This window comes from Bradyrhizobium sp. AUGA SZCCT0283, assembly GCF_018130385.1.
Taxonomy (GTDB): domain Bacteria; phylum Pseudomonadota; class Alphaproteobacteria; order Rhizobiales; family Xanthobacteraceae; genus Bradyrhizobium.
Map to the genome: position 1 here is coordinate 14,929 of NZ_JAFCLU010000024.1, position 24,329 is coordinate 39,257.

Below are 24,329 nucleotides of genomic sequence, written 5' to 3' on the forward strand. Positions count from 1 at the left end.
CGAATCAGGTTCAGCTGCGTTTTGCGGCCGGCGTCACATGCTTGACCGCAATGTGCTTCGCATGCGTCTTGTGCAGGCCGATGTGCTTGTGATGGCGATGATGCCGATAATGCTTGTGATGGCGGCCCATCCCTGCATTGGCGTTCAACACCTTGGCTTTGCCCTGCTCCGCCTTCACGGCGGGTGCCTGCGTGGTCTTGTTCACCGGCGCCTGCGCGGTCTTGCCCGGCGTGCCGGCAAGCGCAGGCGCGGCGAGAACGGAAACGGCAACGAGCGCTGCGGAAATGGTCTTGAGCATGGTTGTCTCCTCTTGCTTTGCTGCCCCTTGGGACCTGCGGGCATTTCCGGCCGAAAGGCCGGGCTCGCCGATCATGCAGGCGACGCTAGCGGCTGCGCACTGAACCTCTCCTGAATCGGACTTTCGGATTCCGTTCATCTGAATGACATCTTCGTCATGTCCGGTGACGACGGACCGCCGATGAAAATTGGCGGAATCGTGGGTAGCGGCGCGGGAATGTTCTCGGCCGCCGGGGGTTCAAATCAGCGGGCTTCGGTGTAGGATTGCCGAACCGGCCATCAGGAGAGATGCATGACTAAACTTGCGATCCGGCTTTTGACTCTTGCAATGTTGTCGCTGACGCTCGCGGCAGCCCCTGTCGTTAGCGTGGTCTACGCAGCGCCCGACAACGATCCCCCGCCGCCGGACAAGAAGAAAAAGAAATCCAGCGAGGCCCGCCCGGGTATCGAGCAGACCGCATTCGCTGACGGCTATCGCGCCGCCTACGCCGCGATCTACGACCGCCACGACTACGCCTCGGCGATTACGCAACTCAAGGCGCTCGGCCGTGACGACTCGGCCGCCGTCGCCAACCTGATCGGCTATTCCTATCGCAAGCTCGGCGACTACAAGGTCTCGCAGATCTGGTACGAACGCGCGCTCAAGGCCGATCCGAACCACGTCAAGACCTGGCAGTATTACGGCCTGTGGCAGGTCGAACAGGGCAACCGCGATCAGGCGCAGTATCACCTGAACAAGATCGCTCAGCTCACCGGCACGACAAGCGAAGAATATCGCTCGCTCGCCGCCGCGCTGGAGAAGCCACCGGGCACGGGATTGGTTTATTGAGGCACCGCCCTCTCCTCGTCATTGCCTGCGACAAACGCGAAGCGTTTGCGCAAGGGAGCGCACGCGACGAAGCAATCCATTCTGTCCGTTATGCCATGACATGGATTGCTTCGCTCCGCTCGCAATGACGAACAAAAATGACCGGCGCAGTGCGTAGTCACTGCGCCGGTTTTTTACTGCCTCCAACTCACTTCATCACCTTCTCGACCTCGGCGCGGAATGCCTGACGCGTGGCGTCGCGCGAATAGAACATGTGGCCGCCGGGATAGACGACGAGTTTCACCCGGTCCGATCGCGCATAGGCCGGCAACTGGTCGAGTATCACCTTCGAGCCAAAATAAGGCGTGGCGAGATCGAACAGTCCGTGACCGACCAGCAATTTCATTTTCGGGTCGAGCGCGAGAATCTGGCGCAACTGTGAAACCGACTCGGCCGGCCCGCGGCCGAAATCCCAAGCCTTGTACACGGCCTCGTTGAGCAGGTGATACGAGCCGTCGGGGCGCCAATTGAGTTTGCGCGTGGTGAGGTCGACGGCCGCGCTCGTCAATGGCGCCGTCAAGGAATCGCCGGAGGGATCGCCGAAAAACGAGGAGCTCGAATCCGGATAGGGATCGAAGCCGGAGACCGAGGCGTCGTAGCGCCCGGTCACACGGCCATTGCGGCGGTCGAATTCCCGGCGGAATTCGCCGACCTCGAAACGCCCGGCCAGCCTGCGGCTCACCGCCTGATCGATGCCGGTCAGCGCAGCCACCTTGTCGGCAAGGCGGGTCGTCGCCTCTCGATCCGCCTGCCCCTTGATGAGATCGGTGAGATACTCGCCCTGCGCGTAACGCTCGACGTCGGCGAGATCGGCGCGCGTCACCGCTCCCTTGGCTTCGCGCGCCACCGCTGCCATGCTCGGCAACGTGTACATGTATTGCAGGATGCTCGAGCCGGAAAAGTCACGGTAATCGAACAGGGGTGAGACCATGATCACCCCGCGCACGCCGACGCCTTGCTGGGTCTGCAGATTGCGCACGATCTTCGGTCCGCGGATGCCGCCATAGCTCTCGCCGGTGACGAATTTCGGCGACTGCAGGCGGTCGTATTTTTCCAGCCAGCGCCGGATCACGAGCGCGATGGCGCTGACGTCGCCGTCGATGGAGTAGAACCGCTTGCGCGCATCCTCGCCGGACGCGACGAAGCGGCTGTAGCCGGTGCCGACGGGATCGATGAAGACGAGGTCGGTAAAGTCGAGCCAGGTCTCGGCGTTGGGCAAGAGATCAGGCGTTGCCGACGACACGGCGCCCTCCCCCGTGATCGACACGCGCCAGGGGCCGGCGTCGCCGAACTGCAGCCAGGCCGAGGATGCGCCCGGGCCGCCGTTGAACAGAAACGTCACCGGCCGGCTTGCGCGATCGGCGCCGTCGAGCTGGTAGGAGGTATAGGCGATATCGGCCTGCGGCTCGCCCTTGTCGTCGAACAGCCGGATCGAGCCTGCGGTGGCGGTGAAGTCGAGCGTGCGACCGGGCAGCGCCAGCGTCTGCTTGGTGGTAGAATCCGGCGGCAGGCGATGCTGTTCGGCCACGGGCGGCGGCGGCGCGGCGGTGCCCCGCCCTGCGCCACCCTTCTGGCCCGATGGCGACGGTGACGGGGTGGCTGCGGCCGGCTGCTGCGAGGTTGGCGAACTCGCCTCCTCGGCGCGCGCACCGCTCACCCAACACGCGACCAGAAGCGTTGCGGCAAGGCGCAGGAGGCGCGTCGCCGTGAAACGAAAAGCCATGCCGTTTGCTCCCTGCGCGCCCCACGATCCAGCCGCCCCGCGGATTCTGCCGTAAGAGTGCGACAATGAGGCCGTGGTGCACAACAAGGAGAAATCCTTCCGAAAATCACAATCCCGACAGCATCACGTGAGAAAATGGTCATCACGCCCGGTGGTTGTCCCCGCCGACGGTTAGATGCTATCGGTCGGTTCCGCCGGCCTACCGGCCAAGTATCTTTCGAGTATTTTTGATCCATCCATGAAACCATTTTGGCGCTGGCGCGACTAACGATCTTGCGCTTTCAATGGGGTCCTAAAAATGAAACGTACGATTGCTCTCTGTCTCGGCCTGCTGGCGCTGGCTTCTCCGGCGGTCGCAGATTCGCCGGTCGCGGTGGTCGAAGACGTTCAGGGCAAGGTCACCGGCGCAGAATTCATGGACTATGTGACGCCCAAAGCGGTCATCAAGATCGGCGACGGCGGGTCCGTCATTCTCAGCTACCTGAAGTCATGCCGGCGCGAGACGATCAGCGGTACAGGCACCGTGGTCGTCGGCACCGAGGAGAGCGCCGTTCACCTCGCCGAGGTCAAGGCCGAGAAGACGAATTGCGATCCCAACCAGGCCAACGCGACCACACGCGAGACCAGCGGCGTCGCCGCCACCGTGCTGCGCAGCGTCGACAGCAGCAAATCGGCTTCCTTGCCCCAGCCGCAGCTCACCCTTTACGGCGCCTCGCCGCTGGTGGAAGCGAAAGGACGCGGCAAGCTGATCATTCGGCGCCTCGACGTGCCGGGCGAACGTCAGGAGATCAGTCTTGGCGGCACCCAGCTCAAGGGACGCTTCCTCGATTTCGCCAGCGAGAACGTAGCCCTGGTCCCCGGCGGCCTCTACGCCGCAACGTTCAAATCATCGCAGATCGTGTTCCGGGTCGATGCGCAGGCCAAACCCGGCGCGACGCCGATCGTCGGCCGGTTGCTGCGGATGGAATAGGCGTGACGGGCCATCCCGCTTGAGAATCAGGCGCAGCACGCGCAACAGGATGGTGGTTGCCGCCATCGCGCTGGTCTGCGCGGCGGCTTCGGTTTCTCCGGCGGCCAGACCGATCCGCGGGCTCTCCCTCGATATCCTCACTGCACTGCGCTGGGAGCTGTTCGGCCGCAGCCAGGATCCGGCCGCCTCGCCCGCGGTCGTCGTCGCGATCGACGAGGAAAGCCTGCGCACCGCCCCGTTCAAGGGCGCGCCGATGCTGACCTGGACCGGCGAAATCGGCCGCGTGCTGTCAGCGACACTCGAAGGCGGCGCCAAGGTAGCCGGCTTCGACATCGTGATCCAGACATCGATCGAGCAGTCGGAGATTCCGTTCGGCGAGGGCATGCTCGGTGAGAAAGTCCGCGGATTCGACCGCGACTTCCTTCGTGCGCTCGCCGGTGCGGCGGCGAACGGCAAGGTGGTGCTCGGAGAAACCCTGGGCGGCAACCAGCCGGTCAGGCCATCGCCGGGACAGCGCGTCGCGGTACGCCAGCAGCAGAACATCCGCCCGCTCAACGTTCATGTCGACAGCGACGATATCGTGCGGCGCCTGCCGCTGAGCTTCACCGTCAACGGGGCGAAGGTGCCCTCGATGGCGGTCGAGCTGGCCTCGCGGGCGCAGGGTGCGGCACCCGAGTTCGATGAACGCGGCCGGCTGACGCTTGCCGGCTACCGCGTCCCCGGCCGGGTACCGAACACGATGACGCTGAACTTCGAGGGCGGCGCCGACGACATTCCGACCTTCTCATTTGCCGATCTGCGCGCGTGCGCCGTCAAGAACGACAAGGATTACTTTCGGCGCTGGTTCGCCGGAAAGGTCGTCATTTTCGGCAGCGTTCTCGATATCGAGGACCGCCGACAGACCTCCAAGCGACTTGCGACCGGTATCGAAGGCGCGCGCGCACCGCGCTGCGCAGCCGAGAGCACGCCGGTCACGGCTGGCTTCAGGATCAGCACGATCGCGGGCGTCTATATCCATGCTACCGCAGTCAACAACCTGATCTTGCGCAATGCCGTGATCGAGCCCGGCCCGCTGCCGCGCTTCCTGATCTCTACCCTGTTTGCGGCGCTGGCTGCAGTCGCCGCATGGCGGTTGCGGCCGCTCAGCGCAGCCCTGGCCTGGATGGCGGTGATCGTGGCCAGCATCGCCGGCGCCACGGTCGCCTTCAACCACGCGCTGGCGCTGCCGATCGCCGAGCCGTTCCTGGCGAGCCTTTTCGCGCTCGCCGCCACGATCGGCTTCCGCTTCGTGGTCGCCGACAAGGACCGCCGGCTGCTGCAGAAGAGCTTTGCGCTCTACCTCGCCCCGCACGTCATCAACCGCATGCTGTCGTCGAACAAATTGCCGGAACTCGGCGGCGAAACCCGCAACGTGACGGTGTTCTTCTCCGACATCGAAGGATTTTCGCTGATCGCGGAAAAGATGTCGCCCGACAACCTGATGGAGCTGATGAACGAATATCTGTCCGCGATGACCGACGTCATCGAGCGTCACGGCGGATATGTCGACAAATACATCGGCGACTCCATCGTGGCGGTCTTCGGCGCGCCGGCCGACGATCCCGATCATGCCGCCAATGCGGCGCGCGCCGCGCTGGACTGCTGCACGCAACTGGCGGAGCTCAACGCTTCTTCCGCCCTCTTCCAGGAATGCAAGCTGGCGCAGCGGATCGGCATCAATTCCGGTGAGGCGCTGGTCGGCAATTTTGGATCGCGGCGGCGCTTCAACTACTCCGTGATGAGCGACGCCGTGAACCTGGCATCGCGGCTGGAGGGCGCCAACAAATTCTACGGCACCACCGTCATCGCTTCCGAGACCACCGTAGCCCTTACCGGCGGGGCCTTCGCCTGGCGCGAGCTCGACGCCATCAGGGTCAAGGGGCGAACCCAGGCGTTGAAAATCTACGAATTGCTGGCGCTGTCGGCCGGGCTGACCTCCTCGCAAGCGACATTGATTGCCAACTACGCCGACGGGCTTGCGCAGTGGCGGGCCCGCGAATTCGAGCGCGCCGCGCAGTATTTCGGCCGTTCGGCCGACATCGACCGGCCGGCGGCGTTGTTTGCCGCGCGGGCCCGGGAATTGGCCCAAAACCCGCCGGGCGAGGATTGGGACCCGATCCGGACCTTGCAGGAAAAATGACGTTTCGATGACCAGCGGTTTAGGTTACCGGCGCGAAAGAGCCGCCCGGCCATCTCGACAAGCCCCGCCAAGGCGTATAGACGAGCGCGGCGCAATCCGGCGCCACCCAATCCTGCCGCTACCCGTGAGTTCGTCGTCCGATGGCCACCCCCAAGCGATACGACCGGATTGCCTTTGTCGCGAGCGCAAGCACCGAGGCGCAGGCCGCGCTGGCGCAGCTCGTCAAGCTCTACGGCAATCACGATGCCGACGACGCCGATGTCGTGGTGGCGCTCGGCGGCGACGGATTGATGCTGCAGACGCTGCACGAGCACATGCGCTCCGGCAAGCCGATCTACGGCATGCATCGCGGCACCGTCGGCTTCCTGATGAACGAGTTCACCACGCACGATTTGCATACGAGGCTGGCGGCGGCGCGGGAATCCCTGATCAATCCGCTCCTGATGCGCGCGACCGACGTGCATGGCACGGTGCATCTGCATCACGCCATCAACGAGGTCGCGCTGTTTCGCCAGACCAACCAGGCCGCACATCTGCGCATCCTGATCGACGAGCACGAGCGCATGCCGGAATTGATCGCCGACGGCATCCTGGTGGCGACGCCCGCCGGCTCGACCGCCTACAACCTGTCGGCGCAGGGACCGATCCTGCCGATCAACGCCGCGCTGTTGGCGCTGACCCCGATCAGTGCGTTCCGCCCGCGCCGCTGGCGCGGCGCCCTGCTCCCCAACTCCGCTTTCGTGGTGATCGAGGTGCTCGAGGGCGAAAAGCGCCCGGTCGCGGCCGCCGCCGATCATGACGACGTGCGCGATGTCCGCCGCGTCGAGGTGCTGTCCGATAAGACGATCTCGATGCGGATGCTGTTCGACCCCGGTCACAGCCTCGAGGAACGCATCCTGCGCGAGCAGTTCGGATACTGACGCCCCCGGGCTGGCCTTGAGCCGGATTCCCTATCCGGAAAATGGCGCCGCGCGAGCCCGAAAGGCCGGATTCGCAACCATTCCTTAACGAGCGCTGCGATATGGTTAACACCAGTATACCGTTTTGCTTGGCCGGGCCGGACCATGTATCGCATCGACTTCAACAAGCTGCGATTTCTGATTTGCGACGACAATCCGCATATGCGCCGCATCCTGCGGACGCTGCTGCATTCGTTCGGCGCGCGCGAGGCCTATGAGGCCGAGGACGGCGCTACTGCGCTGGAAATGTACAGCCACTACGTGCCCGATATCGTCATCACCGACTGGTCGATGCCGATCTTCGACGGTCTCGAACTGGCGCAGATGATCCGGCAGCCGGAATCGAAGGGCAATCCCTACGCGCCGATCATCATGCTGACCGGGCATTCGGAGAAACGCCGCGTGACGGTCGCACGCGATGCCGGCGTCACCGAGTTTCTGGCGAAGCCGATCTCGGCCAAGGGACTCTACCAGCGTATTCTCAACGTCGTCGCCAACCCGCGTCCCTTCATCAAGACCAAGACCTATTTCGGCCCCGACCGCCGGCGCAATACCAACAACGCCTATATCGGCCCCGAGCGCCGCGTTGGCGGCGAGGTGGAAGTCATGCAACAGCCGTCGCTGCTCGACAAGGCGCGTTCGGCCGTCTAGCGCCGGCCTGGAGAGACCATCATGACGAAACAGAAGCCCGGGACGATACAGGTCAAGTCGTTTGGCGATCACCACGTGATCACGCAGCCCAATCCGCTCCGCAAGGTATTGCTGCGCGTTCCCGAATCCGACCTCGACGATCCCGTCGGGCGCGCGGAAAAGGCGCTCGCCGGACTGTCCGGCGAATTCAAGAACTGGATGGCGATCGAGGCCGACCGGCTCTCGGCGGCGCACGCGGCCATTCTCCGCAGCGGCTTCACCATCGACAACCGCGAAGAGCTGTTTCGCGCCGCCCATGACATCAAGGGCGACGCCGCCACGTTCGGCTTCCCGTCCGCGGGTGCCGCCGCCGAAAGCCTCTGCCGCATCATCGAACACGCGCCCGACCTCGACCTGGTCCCGGCGGAGCTGATCACCCACCACATCAACGCCATTCAGGCGATCGTGCGCGAGCGCACCAAGCTCGATACCGCCGTGATGGCCAGCGCGCTCAGCACGCAGCTCCGCGGGGTCGCGGACGAATTCCTGCTCAAGGCCAACCGCGACCGCCCCGAACATCTCGAAGCGATCCTGGCGCCGAGCATCGTTCCGGCGGAGTGAGAGAGTCGCCGCTCTCTCACATTGTCGTCCCTGCGAACGCAGGGACCCATACGCCGCGGCCTCTCGATTAAAAGAGCGCTGGTCGATGATTTTCGCGTAACCACAAACGGCTGTGGTTATGGGTCCCTGCGTTCGCAGGGACGACACCGAATGTGTTGTCGCAGGATCGGCTACGCCGCGATCAGATCGCGCACGGGCGGAACGTACGCTTCGTCGGCGACCAGTTCCTCGCAGAACATGCGGGCTTCCTCGCGGGCGGACTCGGTTGCGAAGCGACGGAGCAGGATCAACAGCGGCTCGGCGGCCTTGCGGTCGGTCTCGCAATGGGTCAGCACGCGCTCGACCATGCGGCGGCGCAGCCGCGCCGCTCCGCCGATCGTATCGACATAACCGGTTTCCTGGCTGACCTCGAGCGCCACACGAAACGCCGCGAAGGTCGATTCGGGAAGGCCCGCGCGGATCAGAAGCGCCTGCAGGCTGGCGCCGCCGCGGTCGTGCAGCAGCGCCGTCACGCGGGCCAGCGGCAGATCGGCCAGTTCGGCGAGCGCGGAATCGAACAGTTCGAGATTGCCCGACAACAGCGCGCGCAGGATCAGGCCTGCGGTCAGTTGCCCGGTGGCGCGCAGGTGCCGCACCAGGCCCTGCATGTCCTCGCCGCGCGAACGCGCCGCGATATTGATGGTCGAGCGCTCGCGTGCTTCGCTCGCAAGCCGCCCTGCCCGGTCGGCGCTCAGCCAATTACGGGCGACAACGAACTGCGCCAGGGTGTCGGAGAGTTTGGCGACCAGCGCCGCGCGGGTGGCGGCGGGAAGGCCTTCCAGCACCAGCATCGCTTCCCGGATCGCGGCAAGATGGCCGTGACGTTCGACGATGCGGTCCCAGGAAAACGGCGCCAGTTCGGCGTAGGCGTTCTCGATCAGTTCGAGCGCTGACGCGGCCGAGCCGACTTCGGCAATCGCGGCGGAGACCGAGGGCGGCAAATTGATGCGGCGGGCGATGGCGCACTGCATGTCGCTGTTGCCGGTCGCGACGATGTCGACGAGATCGGCGTCGATCAGAAGTGGTGAATGTTCAAGCACGGGAAGCGCGATCGAGGGCTGATCGAGCGCAAGCGCCTGCACGATCGCAGCCGGCGCATCCGGGCTGCGCGAAAATACTTCCGCCATGGCCTGCCGGACCAGCGGCGACGGATCGTCGAGCAGCATCAGCAGCGCGCCTTCGGCGGCGATGCGATCGTCCTCGCTGAGATCTGAAATCAACCAGGCGCGCGCCAAAGCCCGCGTCGCCTCTGCCCGCTCGCCTGCCGGAGCGGTACGAATCCACCTGATGAACTGCCGAACGATCATGGTCCTGGCTACGCAACCTGAGACGACACCGTGACGCGGTGCCACTATTAGAAAAAATAAACCATGACGCTTAACAAAGGGTTCACCATAAACGGCTGGTTTTATTGACGTTTTGTTAAGGGTGCGAGGTAACCCGCCACAGGCACTGTCCTCATCCTGAGGAGCCGCGCATTGCGCGGCGTCTCGAAGGATGGCCACGCACTACTCGGACCGCATGGTTCGAGACGCCGCTTCGCGGCTCCTCACCATGAGGTCAGCGAGCGAACACGCCGCTGCATGTCAGCTGCTGAACGTGCCGCTGCGGTCGCTGAAGAGATCGAGCCGGCCGGGTGCGCGAACCTCGGGCTTATGTCCCAACAATATGGTGCTCGCTGAAGCAACTGTGGTTGCTGGCGCAACCGAGGTCAGCGATGAACTACTGCCCCACAATTCCTGCACCGCAGGCGAAATCGGCTGCGTGCGTTCGCCGGCCTGGAACAGCGAGCGGAAGATCGGCTCGGATGACGCATCGGCAGTCTGCGACGTTGCCGCCACCGGCGTCACCGCGCGCTGATTCGGGAAGCTCGAGAGATAGGCGGCGTTGTCGATCGCCGTCGCCGCATTGCTCGCGACCGTGACGCGCCTCGGCAGATCGCCGCCGGCAGCCGCCATCGCGGTGCGCGTCACCGGCGAGTTGGCGGCTGCCGCGTAGCGCGTGCTCAGCACCGAATAGACCTGCGAGACGCTGCGTGCCTGCCCCGAGCGGTCGTAGAAGATCGACTGGTTGGCAGCCGCCGCGTTCGGAAACATCCGTGCGGCGGACGCGTTCGGATTGTCCTCGGCGTTCTGGATCAGCTTGCCGGCGCCGCCGACGCCCATGAAATGCGCCATATAGAGTTCGGCGTCGGTCGGGCGGCGGCCGATCTTGCCGGTCAGTTTGAAACTGTTGGACTGGGTCAGCACCGCCGCCATCGACGAGGCTGCCTCCGGATCGTCGCGCAGTTTCATGATCGCCGCGCGTGCGTCGGGATCGCTGACCGAATAGCTACCGGAAGGATTCTTGGTGATGGCGTCGGCATATTTGCCGTAGCCGAGATGGGCGCCCGCTTCCTTCACGGTGCCGAGCCAGGTCTGGTCGATGAATTGAAACAGCCCGCGCGCCGACGAGGTGGTGGCGGCGGCCTTCGGGTTGAAATTGGATTCCATCTTCGCGGTGGCGAGCAGATATTCGAAGCTGGCGCCGGTGGTCGAGGCAGCCTGCTTGATCGAGCCCGCGATCTTCGCGCGTGCGGGATCGACACCTGCCGCAGCCGTGGCGCTTGTTGTGTCGACCGCCATGTCTCTGGTGCCTGCTCCTCGCGAAACCTCGCGCGGGCCCTCCAGGCGCTGGCAATCAGCGCCTATACGCGGCCAAGACTGCCGCAATCATGGTTAATGAGGGGTTAAGGGTGCGATCATCCGAAAGACGCGCCTTCGCCGCGGGATGAATTACTTCTTGTAGACTGCGGCCGGATCGAACAGGCGGTCCGCATCGACGAACGACAATCGCGCGCTGCCATCGGCAGCATCGACCTTGCGGTAGAAGCACGACCGCCGGCCGGTGTGACAGGCGGCGCCGGTCTGCTCTACCCTGATCCAGACCGCATCCTGATCGCAATCCAGGCGCATCTCGACCACGCGCTGGGTCTGACCTGACGTCTCACCTTTTCGCCACAGCGCATTGCGCGAACGGCTGAAGTACCACGCCTCGCCGCTCGCGATCGTCTTGCGCAGCGCCACGTCATTCATGTGCGCGACCATCAGCACATCGCCGGTCGCGGCATCGGTCGCCACACAGGTCACTAGCCCGGACGCGTCGAATTTGGGCTGGAAATCCAGCCCTTCTTCGCGGTCATGGTCATGTTTTGAAGTGGACACGGAAAGGCCTCGCGGATCCATAGCGTTTTCGAGCGAAGTGGACGCCGGTTCGCGTGAAGAAAACGCGTCAATCAAAGATGCAAGCGAGGTTACCGGCTCGGTCCTCGCACCAGGGACAGGAAACGCTGCTGCTCCGCCGGATTGTCGCGGAACATGCCGGTGAACCGGCTGGTGAACGTCATCGCACCATGCTTGGCGACGCCGCGCACCGACATGCAGGTATGCTCCGCCTCGATCAGTACGGCAACGCCGCGGGGCTTCAGGACCTCATCGATCGCGGCCGCGATCTGGGCGGTCAGGTGCTCCTGGGTCTGAAGGCGGCGGGCGAAGATATCGGTGAGCCGCGCCAGCTTCGACAATCCCACCACCCGCTCCACCGGCGTATAGGCGATATGCGCCCTGCCGTAGAACGGCATCATGTGGTGCTCGCATTGCGAAGTGAATTCGATGTCGCGGACCAGGACGAAATCGTCATAGCCCGCGGTTTCGCCAAAGGTGCGGTCCAGCACCTCGGCCGGGCACTGGTGGTAACCCTGATAGAGTTCGTCAAAGGCTTCGACCACCCGGCGCGGCGTATCCAGCAGGCCTTCGCGGCCGGGGTTCTCGCCGATATAGCTGAGCAGTGTCAGCACGGCCTGTTCGGCCTCCGCGCGCGAGGGGCGCGGCAGGTCGGCGCGAACGGCGGCGGCCAGGAACTCGGCCGGGTCGAGCTCGGCCGGGCGGGTTTCCGGGGCCACATCGGGCGATTTGACTTCGGAAGGCTTTAAGTCAGGAGCCTTGCCTGGGCGGAGGGATTTGATCAATGCGTCCATGTCTTCTCCGTTCGACCGGTCCGAAAGACCGGAGTGTCACCGGGCAGACGGGGCGGTATGCCGCCGGGCGCCTGAGTCCCATCCACAAAACGCTAGCGGCCGAACTGGTTTCCATGTCCGCCCGCCTTCGGCAAACGGCCGGGCTGTTTTTCCGCCGTTCCCGTCCATATATAGGACGATGAAACCCAGCCGCCAAGGGCGCTCGGACCGCCGCCCGGGACACCGATTCACATGCTGAACGACATCTACAACAAGCGGATCATCGAACTGGCGGGCAATATCCCCCGCCTCGGCCGCCTCCCCGACCCCCACGCCAGCGCTACCGCCCACTCCAAGCTGTGCGGCTCGACCGTCAAGGTCGACCTCAAGATGGACGGGCCTGTGGTCACCGACTTCGCCCATGACGTGAAGGCCTGTGCGCTGGGACAAGCCTCCTCCTCGATCATGGCAAGCCATGTGGTCGGCTCGACGGCTGGCGAGTTACGTGAACTGCGAGAAACCGTGCGCAAGATGCTGAAGGAAAACGGCAGCCCCCCGCAAGGCAAATGGGCCGACATCGCCCTGCTCGAACCGGTGCGCGACTACAAGGCCCGCCACGCCTCGACCATGCTGACCTTCGACGCCGTGGTCGATGCCATCGGCCAGATCGAAGCCCGGGCGAAGCAGACGGCGTCGGCTTAAGCAACGAGCCCAGCATACCGCCGTCGTACCCCGCGCAGGCGGGGTATCCAGTACGCCGGAAAATCTCGATTTATCACCTACGCCATGGCATTGGATCATCCGCTTTCGCGGATGATGGCACCGTCGGTGCGGATAGAGCCTACTTCTGCTGCGGCTGAGCCGGTGCGGTAGCAGAGCTGCCGGTCGGAACCGCGGCTTCGGCGGTCTTGGTGGACTTGCCCGCCTGCGGCTGCGCGTCGCCCTCGACGGCGGAACTAACGAAGCGGTCCTGCGGCTTGGCAGGCTTCGCTTCCGCCATCGGCATCGAAGCATTGTCCTGCAGGAACACATCGGCGACCGCATCGGTCGTGACGAGATTGGTCAGGCGCAATTCACCGCGCGACATCTCGTGCAGATCTTCCCACGGCGGCACGCTGAGCGCGAGGGAGAGCAGATCGCCGGTGCCGCCCATGTCGAAGGCAAATTTCGCGAGCCGCCCGATGTCGCGCTCCACGATCATCAGGTCCTGCGCGGTATAGCTTGCGGCCTTGGCGTCGTCGGCGCGATCGCCCATCCAGATCTGGTGCACGCGGACATGCGCGACCGGCGGCACGTATCGGGTCTTGCCCGACAGCAGCAGGAACACGCACATCGACTCGCAATAGGCTTCCGGCGTCACGCTCGCGCGTTCGCCGTGCGGGGTTTGCGTGCGCACGGTGGCGCCGACCGTAGTCAGCGCACCGAGACCGCGGAACTTGCGGCCAAGTGCGATGGAATCGTTGACCGAGCCGCCGCTGGAATCCAGCACGATGGTCGCGCCGGTGAGCTGGCGATCCCTGGCGAATTCCTCGAACTCCCGCGGACTATCCGATGTGACGATGCCGACCGCCGAAACCCAGCCCCTGCAATCGGGCTGGCACGCATTCCATTTGAAATGCATCGGCTGCTTGCGTTCTTCGAGGGTGCCGCCGGCGTATGCCGAGTTGCCCAGCGTCGTGACCGCGCCAGGCAATGCGAGACAAAAGGCGGTGGCGCCGAGGAGCGCCCAGCCGCGAAGTTTCAGCGACCTCACAAACCTCAATTTGGTTCCTTCCCCCAAGCCCCGTCTACGATGAGCGGCAGTGGCTCCGGTTTAGCGCAAAATGATTCTGTCATCGATCCGTATCAAAACGGTAACCGTGCTGACCTGTATCGTCCATAATACCTTCGCTTGCTACGCCGCTTTGCGGTGCGATAATTACGAAGTGTGGCGTAAATATCTGCACGCATTGAGTTCCTTGCTTGGGAACATCCGCAAAACTACGTACATCGTTCAGCATGGCACCCGCAGATCATTCATCATCCCGTCAAAAACAATGCACAGATTGTGCCAGCACGGCCCGTCGTCTGCCGCGCAACGCAGGACGCGCGCTGATCTGGATCTACCGGCACACGCTGTCGCCGCTGGTCGGCTACAACTGCCGGCATCTTCCGACATGCTCGGTGTATGGCGACGAAGCGATCGAACGTTTCGGCCTGTGGGGCGGCGGATGGATGACGCTGGCGCGGATCCTGCGCTGCCAGCCCTTCGGCACATCCGGCATCGACAACGTGCCGCTCACGACCCCTCCCGGTGCGCGGTGGTATCTGCCGTGGCGCTACGGACGCTGGCGCGGCGTCAACGGTTCGTGAATGCGGCGCTTAGCCTGAGTTCCACCACTCAACGCCAGAAGAAAAATCCGCCTCGCGGCTGCGGTCCGATATCTGCCGGCGGTCGCGGCCTGCGCAGACGCGGCGGCGGCGGCGGTGGTGGTGGTTCGGTCGACGATGTCGCATCGGTGCCGGCCGAGCCGTCGTCGGGCAATCTCACCGACAGCAGCAAATTCGATTCAGGCGTGCGCCAGCGATAGCCGATGCCGAAATCGATCGGCTGCGCGCGCCGGAACAGTGCGGCATACGAATCCTGATAGCGTCCCGGGAATTCATCGATCGGTCCCAAATAACGGCCGAACGGGAAGAAGCGCCATTTCTTCGTGCTGTAATAGGCAAGCGGGATTCCGGAATCGTCCTGGATGATGGTGGCGCTGTTGGCGAGCAGGAAGTTGCGCACCGTGGTGAAGTTGCCGGAATGCAGCAGATAGGAGGCGCTCTTGATCAGGCTGTTGCCGGGCGCGAGCGTCGCGCAGAATTTCAGGAAGCCGCTCGCCTTCACGCCGGAGTTGGAAAGATCGGTCGAGAAGTAATACAGCGTCTTTTCCTGACCGTCGCTGCCGGCGAAGATGATGCGCACGCCGCGCACGGCATTCGGTCCGGCATTCTCGCCTGCGAGATACGCCGCGCCCTGGTCGTCCAGCGAGATCGGACTGACGCTGTTCACGGTCATGCCCGAGCGCGCCAGGAACACGTAGAGGATCGGCAAGGTGCCGCTGATCTGGCCGGCTTGCAGATCGGTCTTCATCTGCTTGGTGATGAAGAAGCTGAAGCTCAGGATCGAACCGAGCGAGCGCTCGACATTGTAGAGCGCCGACGCAATGCCGCCGCGTGGCAATCGCGAGAGGTCGGGCACCGAGCCAACCGGCTCGAGCGCACTCAGCACGTAGGTCGACGCCTTGGAATAGAAGGCGTTCGCATAGAGAAAGTCCGGGCCTGAGAACATGTAGAACATGGTCGGCTTGGGCGCCGCCAGATTGGTATCCGCCCAGGCGCGGATCCGCGACAACTGGCGCTGCTCGAGTTGCCCAAACGCGGTGTCGAAGAATTTGGCGTGGCGTTGCCAGGCCGGTTCCTTGGTGAGCGGCGCGAGCGGCGAATCCGCAGGAGGCATCATGCCCGCCAGAAATTTCGCGGTATCGTCAGCGGATGCAGTTTGGGCACGAACAGGAAGCGCCGCCGCCAACAGCATCACAGCCGCAAGCGTCGCCATTCGAACGGAATGCAGCATGTTCATTCACGACCCGAGGATACGGCCGCGGGGGCTTGATCCGCCCGCTTGCGGAAGACGGCGTAAATCAGGAGACCTGAAAGCATGATCAAGAGACCCAGCAGCGACTGCAATGGCCGTTCGGTCAAAAGGTAGTACATCATGAACCCGGTCACGAGCAGGAAAACCACAGGGGTCACGGGGTATCCCCAGGCGCGGTAGGGCCGCGGCAGATCGGGATGCGTGATGCGCAGCTTGATCACGCCGAGCACGGTGAAGAACGAGCAGAACAGCAGCGCGAACTGGATGAAGTCGAGCACCGCCTCGAAGCTGCGCGTAAACAGCATCAGGCTCGCGACCGTGAGCTGGAACAGAATGGCGTAAGGCGGCGCGCCGCCGGTCGACCTGCGGGCGAACGGCCGCAGCACCGGAATGTCCTCGCCCATCGTCATCATGACGCGCGGCCCGATCCACATCATCGCGCTGATCGACGAGATCAGCCCGATGCAGATCATCGCGCCGACGATGCGGCCGCCGAATTCGCCGAAGATGTAGCTGCCAGAAATCCGGGCGACGTCAAGCTGGCCGGCGAGCTTGTCGATCGGCGCGGTATGCAGGAACACCGCGTTGAGCGCCACATACAATACGAGCACGATCAGCGTTCCGATCAGCATCGCCCGCGGCACGTTGCGCTCGGGCAACCTCACCTCGCCGATGATGTAGGTCGCCGCGTTCCATCCCGAGAACGAATACATCACGAACACGAGACTGATCGCGAAGGGCGCGCTGACGATATGGGTGAAGTCGGAGGCCGATGGTGCGAAGGATACCGGCTGCGCCGTGCCGATCACAAATCCGCTGACCAGGAAGGCTACGATCAGCAATACTTTCAGAACGGTCGCGATCAGTTGAAAGGTCGAGGAGTGCCGCACGCCGGTGAGTTGCACCAGCGACACCAGCCAGACCACGCCGATCGCGAGCGCCAGCGGCGGCGCATTGGGCACGACCGACTTGCCGTACTCGCCGAATGCCATGGCGGCCAGCGCGACCGGTGCGGCGAAGCCGACGGTTGCCGACACCCAGCCTGCCACAAAACCGAAGGCCGGGTGATAGGCCCGGCCGAGGAAGTTGTACTCGCCGCTCGAGCGCGGAAACATCGCGCCAAGTTCACCGTAGGAAAACACCCCGCACAACGCGACGATGCCGCCTATCGTCCACAGCAGCAGGATCGAAAAGCCGGACGGGATGTCCTTGACCTGAAAGCCGAGGCTGGTGAAGACGCCGACGCCGACCATGTCGGCAACGACGATGGCAACCGCCACCAGGACCGAAACGGTGGAGCGTCCGCTGGAGAGCGAGCCGGGCCACGCTGGGCTTCCCGTTTCTGATGCCGCCATCTCGGACCGTACCTTCAGTGCCGCAGCCAGGAGCCGCATCGTGCAGGCTGACGCCCCTCAATTCAAGCAATGTTAACAATGGTTTAAATTGAAACACAAAATAGGTTCTATGGTACCGTCATCGTCCCCGGGCCACTACTGGATTGCGAAAACATCGTGACGGTCCCACAATCGCGACACGATTGCGTGGTCCTCTCAGGGCTTCCGGATGTGGGGAGTTTTCCGGACGCTTAACGTCGCCTAGCGTGCGAGCTTACGCCGGTTGACGGTGGATCTTGGGACATTGGGGTGGATGGTCGGAGCAATTCCGAAATTCCAGACAGTTGATCGCGCCAGCCGGGCGACGTCCCCGGCCATGCTGCGCCGCGCCCTGCCGCTGCGATGGCATTGGGTGGCGATGGCTGCGCTGGTCGTGCCGCTATCCTTTGTCCTGGTTCAGTGTGGCAAGGCGCCGGACGCAGGCATGCTGGCGGCGAACACGGAAGGCGCAAAATCCCGCACCAAGTCGCAAGCCTCGGCCGATACGTTCGAAGACCGCTTCCCCACACCGCAATTCGCCGACCGTTTCCCGACCGCCCATGAAAGCCTGCCGCAGATCCAGCGCCAGGTCGCGCTCGCGCCGCAGCCGCGCGCCGTGCGTACCGAGCCCGTGAGGGTCGCGTCGCTCACGCCGACGCTGACGCTACCCCGCACCGAGCGCGAAGAACTGACCACGCTGGTCAGCATGAAGTCCTCGGCCTTCCCCTATTCCGGCACCAATCCACGCTCCGAAGAGCCGTTCCTCAACATCGCCAAGGGCGACCGCAAAGGCCACCGCAGCTATGGCGGCCGGGTCTATTGGCAGGACGAGACCTACAACGACAGCCGCGTGCTGGTGCATGTCCCAGACACGTTCGATGTCAGGAAGCCGGGCGTGATCGTGGTGTTCTTCCACGGCAACGGCGCGACGCTGGAGCGCGACGTCCGCGACCGGCAACTGGTGCCGCAACAGATCTCGGATTCCGGCGTCAACGCCGTGCTGCTCGCGCCCCAGCTCGCGGTGAACGCCGCCGATTCCTCGGCCGGCAAGTTCTGGCAGCCGGGCGGTTTCAAGCGCTTCATCGATGAATCGGCCAGCCACCTCGCCCGCCTCTACGGCGATCCGAAGTCGGCGCAGGCGTTCGCGAACCTGCCGATCGTGATCGTCGGCTATAGCGGCGGCTTCCTGCCGACCGCCTGGAGCCTTGAGGTCGGCGGCCTCCCCAGCCGGGTCCGCGGCGTGTTCCTGCTCGACGCCGTCTATGGCGAACTCGACAAATTCGCCTCCTGGATCGAGAAAAACCGGACCGGCTTCTTCGTCTCTTCGTATACCCGCTACACCAAGCGGCACGACGAGGAACTGATGCAGATGCTCCGCGACAGGGGCATCACCGTCACCGAGAGCATGGACGGACCGCTACGGCCCGGCAGCGTCGTGTTCGTGCAGACACCGGACGGCGTGACCCATCGCGATTACGTCACGCAGGCCTGGACCGAGCATCCGGTCAAGGACGTGCTGGTCAAGATGGCGGCAACGCCCGCGTTGACCCGGGTCGCCAGCGCACCCTACGCCAGCCGGTAACCGCCTCTTCGCCGCGCATCGCGGCGTGCCAGCCATCATCGCCCCTCAAGTCGAATTCTGATGGTGATGACGTGTGACTTGTGCCACGCAGCATTTGTTCGATTCGTTTCTCTTCCCTAGGATGCAGTTGTTTTTAATACAACTTCTGGGGACGAATTTTGCAGGAAGGCTTGTACAAGGTCGAATTTCACACGGTTCATGGCACCGGCACCGGGGTGATTTACGCCATCAACGGCAAACTTCGCGGTGGCAACTCCGCCTTCGCATTCATTGGCAATTATGCCGCGAGAGACGCCGGCATTCACGTCAAGGTCACGACGCAACGCCACAACCCCGATCCTGCATTCAGACCGCTGTTCGGCACCGACATGATCACGCTCACGCTGAAGGGCGCGGACAATGGCGACATGGTCGACTTTGAAGGCACCGCGCTGCAACTGCCGGGCGTCAGCTTCAAGGCCACGCTGACGCGAATCTCGGACTAGGCTCGACTGGATTAGCGCACATGCAGCCAGAAATGTGCTTGCCGCTTTGGAAGAAGATCGCACAGGGCTCCGACATGGGAGAACGGATGGCAATGCGCTTTCGCGTAGTAGCGCTCAATCTTGAGCAGGATCACAAGCGGTGGGATGAACGTAGTCCCCTTGTCGTCGATGGCATGAAGGTCCTCCAACCTGACATCATAGCGCTCAACGAAGTGAGCATCGTCCGGCAGATAGCGCGAGAATTGCAAAGGAATATCGGATCGGTGCCAGGGCATCGATTACAATCTGGTCCAGCAGACGCGAGTTGATTGTAAGCAGGATTTGACCTGGATTTCTCGATATTGCCCGATTGCAGGAGCCGAATCCCCTGCTATACCGCTGCTTCCCGCTTACCTGCGCTCGTTCGCAGGAGTGAGCTTTAGGAGACGACTATGCCTGACCAGAATACGCCTGCATCCGGATTCCAGTTCGGCCTTGCCAATTTGAAACCCGCCGAGCCCCTGGAAAAGATTACCCTCACCTTCCCGGACGGCGCCAAACGCGAATACCCCAGGGACATCACCGGCCTCGACATCGCCAAGGGCATCTCGCCCTCGCTCGCCAAGCGCACGGTGGCGATGGCGCTCGACGGCGTGGTCGCCGACCTCAACGATCCGATTTCGCATGACGTGAAGATCGAGCTCATCAACCGCGACGACGCGCGCGCGCTGGAACTGATCCGGCATGACTGCGCGCATGTGCTGGCGGAAGCGGTGCAGTCGCTGTGGCCGGGCACGCAGGTCACCATCGGCCCGGTGATCGAGAACGGCTTCTATTACGACTTCTTCCGCAACGAGCCGTTCACGCCGGAAGACTTTGCCGCGATCGAAAAGCGGATGCGCGAGATCATCGCGCGCGACAAGCCCTTCACCAAGCAGGTGTGGGACCGCGAAAAGACAAAACAGGTGTTCCGCGACAAGGGCGAGGCCTTCAAGGTCGAGTTGGTCGACACCATTCCCGGCGACGAGCCGATCAAGATTTATTTCCAGGGCGACTGGTTCGACCTCTGCCGCGGCCCACATATGTCTTCGACTGGCAAGGTCGGCAACGCCTTCAAGCTGATGAAGGTGGCGGGCGCCTATTGGCGCGGCGACTCCAGCAACCCGATGCTGACGCGGATCTACGGTACGGCGTTTGCGAAACAGGAAGAGCTCGACGCTTACCTCAAGCAGATCGAGGAAGCCGAGAAGCGCGATCACCGCAAGCTCGGCCGCGAGCTCGACCTGTTCCACTTCCAGGAAGAAGGCCCCGGCGTGGTGTTCTGGCACCCGAAGGGCTGGACGGTGTTCCAGGCGCTGATCGCCTATATGCGCCGCCGCCTGACGGGCGACTACAGCGAGGTCAACGCGCCGCAGATCCTCGACAAGGTATTGTGGGAAACCTCGGGCCACTGGGACTGGTACCGCGAGAACATGTTCGCGGCCCAATCCGCCGGCGACGAGGCCGAGGACAAGCGCTGGTTTGCGCTCAAACCGATGAACTGCCCCGGCCATGTGCAGATCTTCAAGCACGGTCTGAAGAGCTACCGCGACCTGCCCTTGCGTCTTGCCGAATTCGGTGTGGTGCATCGCTACGAACCGTCGGGCGCCATGCACGGCCTGATGCGCGTGCGCGGTTTTACGCAAGACGACGCGCATGTGTTCTGCACGGAGGCCCAGCTTGCCGACGAGTGTCTCAAGATCAACGAATTGATCCTGTCGACCTACGCCGATTTCGGCTTCGACGGCGAGCTCACGGTCAAACTCTCGACCCGGCCGGAGAAGCGCGTCGGCACCGACGAGATGTGGGACCATGCCGAGCGCGTGATGGCGACCGTGCTGGCGGAAATTCAGGCCAGCGGGAGCAACCGCATCAAGACCGCGATCAACCCCGGCGAAGGCGCGTTCTACGGACCCAAGTTCGAATATGTCCTGCGCGACGCCATCGGACGCGACTGGCAATGCGGCACCACGCAGGTCGACTTCAACCTGCCGGAACGTTTTGGCGCGTTCTACATTGACGCCGACGGCTCGAAGAAGGCGCCGGTCATGGTGCACCGCGCGATCTGCGGCTCGATGGAGCGCTTCATCGGCATCCTGATCGAGCACTTCGCCGGCAACTTCCCGCTCTGGCTGGCGCCGATCCAGGCCGTGGTGACGACGATCACCTCCGAGGGCGACGAATACGCCAAGGTGGTCGCGGCCGCGGCGCGCCGTGCCGGCCTGCGCGTCGAAATCGACCTGCGCAACGAGAAGATCAACTACAAGGTCCGCGAGCACTCGCTGGCGAAAATCCCCGCCCTGCTCGTCGTCGGCAAGAAGGAAGCCGAAACCCATTCGGTCTCGATCCGCCGGCTCGGCAGCGAGGGGCAAAAGGTGATGCCGACCGACGAGGCGCTGGCCGCGCTCGTCGAGGAAGCGACGCCGCCGGACGTCAAGCGGGCGCGCCTGGAGACTTAGGCAGCCTTGTGCTGCCTGACCTTGATGAAGGACTCGGCGGGAAAGCCGAGTCCTTACCGCAATCGCCCAATCATATTGAGCGTCAGCTCTCGTCTTGAGCGTCAACTCGCGCCGGCGATTGAGCACTCATGCAGGCGGTTGCGGCTGCCGAGGAATGATCGCGCGGTTGCGGTAGGTGGCGCCCAAAGGAGGCACGTTGCTGGATTGCCGAGATATTCTAAATACTTACCCGCCCAACCCGCCCGAGTTCCGCGAATCGGAACCAGATGTTGCCGCTTGGTAACAGCCACGGGAACCATCCCCCCGTAGACTGGAACCTGCCAGAGGCATGCTGCACCGTCTGCTCGGCGCCGACTTCAAGCTGCTCAAGACAAAAGAAAAATCGGCCGGTTTGGCGGGGCTGAAGAAAGAAAGTGCAGTTTCTGTAACAGGACCTTCCATCCTCGTCCGGCGTTGGATGGAGGCTTTAGATGATTTTGGTTGGAAACACCGCGGCATTGGTCCGCCCGTTCGGGGTGTCCGATGCGGACGTAGTCCTTTGCTGGATCGCGCGGATGCTGGTGGTCCTTGCTGTGACGGTTGCCGCAAACCCGGCATTGGCGCAATCAACCTGCAACATATCAAGCGGCGCATCCCAGGCGCTCGGCGCAAATTCCTTCGCCTGCGGTCCAAACGCAACCGTTATCGGTGCGCTCGGAAATCCGGCAGATCCAGTACGGAGTACCGCGCTCGGCGACACCGCACAGGTTATTGGCAATGACGGAACCGCGGTCGGGCAATTCGCCTACGCGAATACATCGTCAACTTCGCTGGGCTCGGGATCGGAAGCCATTGGTACCCAGTCCGTTGCCCTCGGAACCGGCGACAATAACAATATCAACGACCTCACCAACATCTACGGCGCCCGTGCCAGCAACGGTACGGCCGTGGGCTTTTCAGCGATCGCAAACTCGAACGCGACGGCGATCGGTCATGGCGCCCAGGCAGTAGGATCCTCATCCGTCGCGCTCGGTATTGGCGCAACAGCAGGTCTCAATTCCGTGGCGATCGGCGCCAATTCGGTCGCCAATATCGCCAACGTGGTTTCGGTCGGTGCGGTCGGCAGCGAGCGTCGCATCGTCAACGTCGCCGGCGGCGTGATCGGCATCGGCAGCACTGATGCGGTGAATGGCGGGCAGCTGATGACCGCGAACCAGCGCGTCGCCGCGACATTCGGCGCCGGTGCCGGGCTTGATCTCAACGGGCAACTGACCGCACCGAGTTACAGCATTCTCGGCAGCACCTACAATAATATCGGTGCAGCGTTTGCCGCTCTGAATTCGCAGGCGCTCTATGTCCAGACCAACAGCAGCGGCGCGACCGCTTCCGCAACAGGGATCGACGCCAGCGCAATCGGCTCGAATGCAAGCGCCAGCGGCGCCAATTCGCTTGCGTTCGGCACGAACTCGCAGGCGACGCAGTCGGGATCAATTGCCGTCGGCTTCAACGCGTCCTCGACCGGCACCAATGCCATTGCGATCGGCACCGGCGCCGTTGCCACCGGCTCGATCGGCGTCGGCGCGGGCGCAACCGCGTCGAACGGGGGCGCTGCGTTCGGTGATGGCGCGGTCGCAACGGGCGCCAACTCCGCGGCGCTGGGCACCAATGCGTCCGCGACCGCTGCGAATTCGGTCGCGATCGGCTCCGGTTCGACCACTACGGTTGCCAACACGGTATCGTTCGGTTCAGCCGGCAACGAGCGGCGGCTCACCAATGTCGCCGCCGGCGTCAATGCGACCGACGCGGTCAATGTGGGCCAGTTGCAGTCAACCGTTGCCGGCATGCAATCGCAATATGCCGGCCTGCAAAACCAGGTCATCGACAACCAGCGCGAAGCCCGGCGCGGCATCGTTGCCGCGGTCGCGGTCGCACCGGTGCTGATGCCTTCGTCCGCCGGCAAAACCACCGTTGCCGTCAACACCGGATATTATCGCGGCGAAACCGGAGTCGGTGTCGGCGTGTCGCACCGGTTGAACTTCGCAATTCCGACCGTGGTCTATGGCAGCTATGCCAATGGCGGCGGCAACGAACATATCGGTCGCGCCGGTATGGCGGTCGAATTCTGAGTAGGCTAGAAGCCCGACCCATGTCCTGCTCCAATCGCACTTTCGTGCTCCACCTTCCCGTTGCCGCGTTGACAGCCATGATAGCCGTCGCCTGCCCCCTCACCGCTCTCGCGCAGCAACAGCCAAGCCAGGCTGCGCCGCAACAGATCCAACCCTCGGCCGAATGGAGCAAACTGCCGCGCATGCAGATCGAGCGTCAGTTCGCAGGTCCATTGCAGGACACCGTAATCCAGCGGCTGCGCGATCCCGTCGACGGGACCATCTGTTACCTCTATCTGCCGATCTCGGCGCCGCACTCACCGGTGACAGCAACCGGCTTCGTCCAGTACGGTCCCAACGCCATCGGCAGCATCAATTGCGTGCCGGGCACGCCCGCCGCAGCGCCTGGCCGCAAGCCCTGACGTC

The 24,329-nt window shown here is 63.6% G+C and carries 23 protein-coding genes; 13 read left to right on the forward strand and 10 right to left on the reverse strand.

What is annotated here, in order from left to right:
- Window positions 1–10 precede the first annotated feature (10 nt).
- On the reverse strand, window positions 11–298 hold the full coding sequence (locus JQ624_RS27435; protein ID WP_249130121.1) for a His-rich protein BRANT: 288 nt from the start codon (window positions 296–298) through the stop codon (window positions 11–13).
- A 291-nt stretch (window positions 299–589) separates the two neighbouring features.
- Here JQ624_RS27435 and JQ624_RS27440 point away from each other — a divergent pair, with 291 nt between their 5' ends.
- Entirely contained in the window at window positions 590–1,126 is a 537-nt protein-coding gene (locus tag JQ624_RS27440) for a tetratricopeptide repeat protein (protein WP_212422029.1), read from the forward strand.
- A 187-nt stretch (window positions 1,127–1,313) separates the two neighbouring features.
- On the opposite strand, the gene JQ624_RS27445 is transcribed toward JQ624_RS27440, so the two are convergent.
- Window positions 1,314–2,888 carry a S10 family peptidase gene (locus JQ624_RS27445; RefSeq protein WP_212422030.1) on the reverse strand — a complete coding sequence of 525 codons (1,575 nt, stop codon included), beginning with the start codon at window positions 2,886–2,888 and terminating at the stop codon, window positions 1,314–1,316.
- 298 nt (window positions 2,889–3,186) lie between these two features.
- On the opposite strand from JQ624_RS27445, the gene JQ624_RS27450 reads away from it, so the two are divergent.
- From JQ624_RS27450 to JQ624_RS27470, 5 genes are all read left to right on the forward strand, one after another.
- Complete coding sequence (locus JQ624_RS27450; protein ID WP_212422031.1) at window positions 3,187–3,858, forward strand: hypothetical protein; 672 nt, start codon at window positions 3,187–3,189, stop codon at window positions 3,856–3,858.
- A gap of 49 nt (window positions 3,859–3,907) precedes the next feature.
- Complete coding sequence (locus tag JQ624_RS27455; protein WP_249130122.1) at window positions 3,908–6,037, forward strand: adenylate/guanylate cyclase domain-containing protein; 2,130 nt, start codon at window positions 3,908–3,910, stop codon at window positions 6,035–6,037.
- A gap of 140 nt (window positions 6,038–6,177) precedes the next feature.
- The gene (locus JQ624_RS27460) at window positions 6,178–6,957 is read left to right on the forward strand and encodes an NAD kinase (protein WP_212422033.1); all 780 of its coding nucleotides are present in this window, start codon (window positions 6,178–6,180) and stop codon (window positions 6,955–6,957) included.
- Window positions 6,958–7,101: 144 nt separating this feature from the next.
- On the forward strand, window positions 7,102–7,647 hold the full coding sequence (locus JQ624_RS27465) for a response regulator (RefSeq protein WP_025590237.1): 546 nt from the start codon (window positions 7,102–7,104) through the stop codon (window positions 7,645–7,647).
- Between the two features lie 21 nt (window positions 7,648–7,668).
- Window positions 7,669–8,247 carry an Hpt domain-containing protein gene (locus JQ624_RS27470; RefSeq protein ID WP_212422034.1) on the forward strand — a complete coding sequence of 193 codons (579 nt, stop codon included), beginning with the start codon at window positions 7,669–7,671 and terminating at the stop codon, window positions 8,245–8,247.
- Between the two features lie 170 nt (window positions 8,248–8,417).
- Here the strand turns inward: JQ624_RS27470 and JQ624_RS27475 are convergent, their stop codons facing one another.
- The 4 genes from JQ624_RS27475 to folE all read right to left on the reverse strand — a co-directional run bounded on the left by JQ624_RS27475 (window position 8,418) and on the right by folE (window position 12,301).
- Window positions 8,418–9,593, reverse strand: a complete 1,176-nt coding sequence (locus tag JQ624_RS27475) for a DUF2336 domain-containing protein (protein WP_212422035.1) — start codon at window positions 9,591–9,593, stop codon at window positions 8,418–8,420.
- A gap of 279 nt (window positions 9,594–9,872) precedes the next feature.
- Window positions 9,873–10,910, reverse strand: coding sequence for a transglycosylase SLT domain-containing protein (locus JQ624_RS27480; protein ID WP_212422036.1), 1,038 nt, complete (start codon window positions 10,908–10,910; stop codon window positions 9,873–9,875).
- A 150-nt stretch (window positions 10,911–11,060) separates the two neighbouring features.
- Window positions 11,061–11,510, reverse strand: a complete 450-nt coding sequence (hisI, locus tag JQ624_RS27485; RefSeq protein WP_212422037.1) for a phosphoribosyl-AMP cyclohydrolase — start codon at window positions 11,508–11,510, stop codon at window positions 11,061–11,063.
- Between the two features lie 68 nt (window positions 11,511–11,578).
- Window positions 11,579–12,301 (reverse strand): GTP cyclohydrolase I FolE, encoded by a 723-nt coding sequence (gene folE / locus JQ624_RS27490; RefSeq protein ID WP_212422038.1) that lies wholly within the window; start codon window positions 12,299–12,301, stop codon window positions 11,579–11,581.
- 231 nt (window positions 12,302–12,532) lie between these two features.
- Between folE and JQ624_RS27495 the strand changes: the two genes are divergently transcribed.
- On the forward strand, window positions 12,533–12,982 hold the full coding sequence (locus JQ624_RS27495) for an iron-sulfur cluster assembly scaffold protein (protein WP_212422039.1): 450 nt from the start codon (window positions 12,533–12,535) through the stop codon (window positions 12,980–12,982).
- Window positions 12,983–13,121: 139 nt separating this feature from the next.
- Here the strand turns inward: JQ624_RS27495 and JQ624_RS27500 are convergent, their stop codons facing one another.
- Entirely contained in the window at window positions 13,122–14,042 is a 921-nt protein-coding gene (locus JQ624_RS27500) for a hypothetical protein (protein ID WP_212422040.1), read from the reverse strand.
- 236 nt (window positions 14,043–14,278) lie between these two features.
- Between JQ624_RS27500 and yidD the strand changes: the two genes are divergently transcribed.
- Window positions 14,279–14,632 carry a membrane protein insertion efficiency factor YidD gene (gene yidD / locus JQ624_RS27505; RefSeq protein ID WP_249130127.1) on the forward strand — a complete coding sequence of 118 codons (354 nt, stop codon included), beginning with the start codon at window positions 14,279–14,281 and terminating at the stop codon, window positions 14,630–14,632.
- A 28-nt stretch (window positions 14,633–14,660) separates the two neighbouring features.
- Here the strand turns inward: yidD and JQ624_RS27510 are convergent, their stop codons facing one another.
- The gene (locus JQ624_RS27510) at window positions 14,661–15,881 is read right to left on the reverse strand and encodes a hypothetical protein (protein WP_212422041.1); all 1,221 of its coding nucleotides are present in this window, start codon (window positions 15,879–15,881) and stop codon (window positions 14,661–14,663) included.
- 2 nt (window positions 15,882–15,883) lie between these two features.
- A complete protein-coding gene (locus JQ624_RS27515; protein ID WP_212422042.1) occupies window positions 15,884–17,257 on the reverse strand; it encodes an APC family permease in 1,374 nt (457 codons plus the stop codon).
- A gap of 292 nt (window positions 17,258–17,549) precedes the next feature.
- Between JQ624_RS27515 and JQ624_RS27520 the strand changes: the two genes are divergently transcribed.
- Both JQ624_RS27520 and JQ624_RS27525 read left to right on the forward strand, forming a co-directional pair.
- Entirely contained in the window at window positions 17,550–18,857 is a 1,308-nt protein-coding gene (locus JQ624_RS27520) for an alpha/beta hydrolase (RefSeq protein WP_212422043.1), read from the forward strand.
- Window positions 18,858–19,015: 158 nt separating this feature from the next.
- Entirely contained in the window at window positions 19,016–19,342 is a 327-nt protein-coding gene (locus JQ624_RS27525) for a GrlR family regulatory protein (RefSeq protein WP_212422044.1), read from the forward strand.
- A gap of 11 nt (window positions 19,343–19,353) precedes the next feature.
- Here JQ624_RS27525 and JQ624_RS27530 read toward each other — a convergent pair whose 3' ends face one another.
- On the reverse strand, window positions 19,354–19,617 hold the full coding sequence (locus JQ624_RS27530; protein ID WP_212422045.1) for a hypothetical protein: 264 nt from the start codon (window positions 19,615–19,617) through the stop codon (window positions 19,354–19,356).
- 156 nt (window positions 19,618–19,773) lie between these two features.
- Here JQ624_RS27530 and thrS point away from each other — a divergent pair, with 156 nt between their 5' ends.
- From thrS to JQ624_RS27545, 3 genes are all read left to right on the forward strand, one after another.
- The gene (gene thrS, locus JQ624_RS27535; protein WP_212422046.1) at window positions 19,774–21,819 is read left to right on the forward strand and encodes a threonine--tRNA ligase; all 2,046 of its coding nucleotides are present in this window, start codon (window positions 19,774–19,776) and stop codon (window positions 21,817–21,819) included.
- Window positions 21,820–22,289: 470 nt separating this feature from the next.
- Window positions 22,290–23,924, forward strand: coding sequence for a YadA-like family protein (locus tag JQ624_RS27540; RefSeq protein WP_212422047.1), 1,635 nt, complete (start codon window positions 22,290–22,292; stop codon window positions 23,922–23,924).
- A gap of 20 nt (window positions 23,925–23,944) precedes the next feature.
- A complete protein-coding gene (locus JQ624_RS27545; RefSeq protein ID WP_212422048.1) occupies window positions 23,945–24,325 on the forward strand; it encodes a hypothetical protein in 381 nt (126 codons plus the stop codon).
- The last annotated feature ends 4 nt before the right edge of the window (window positions 24,326–24,329 follow it).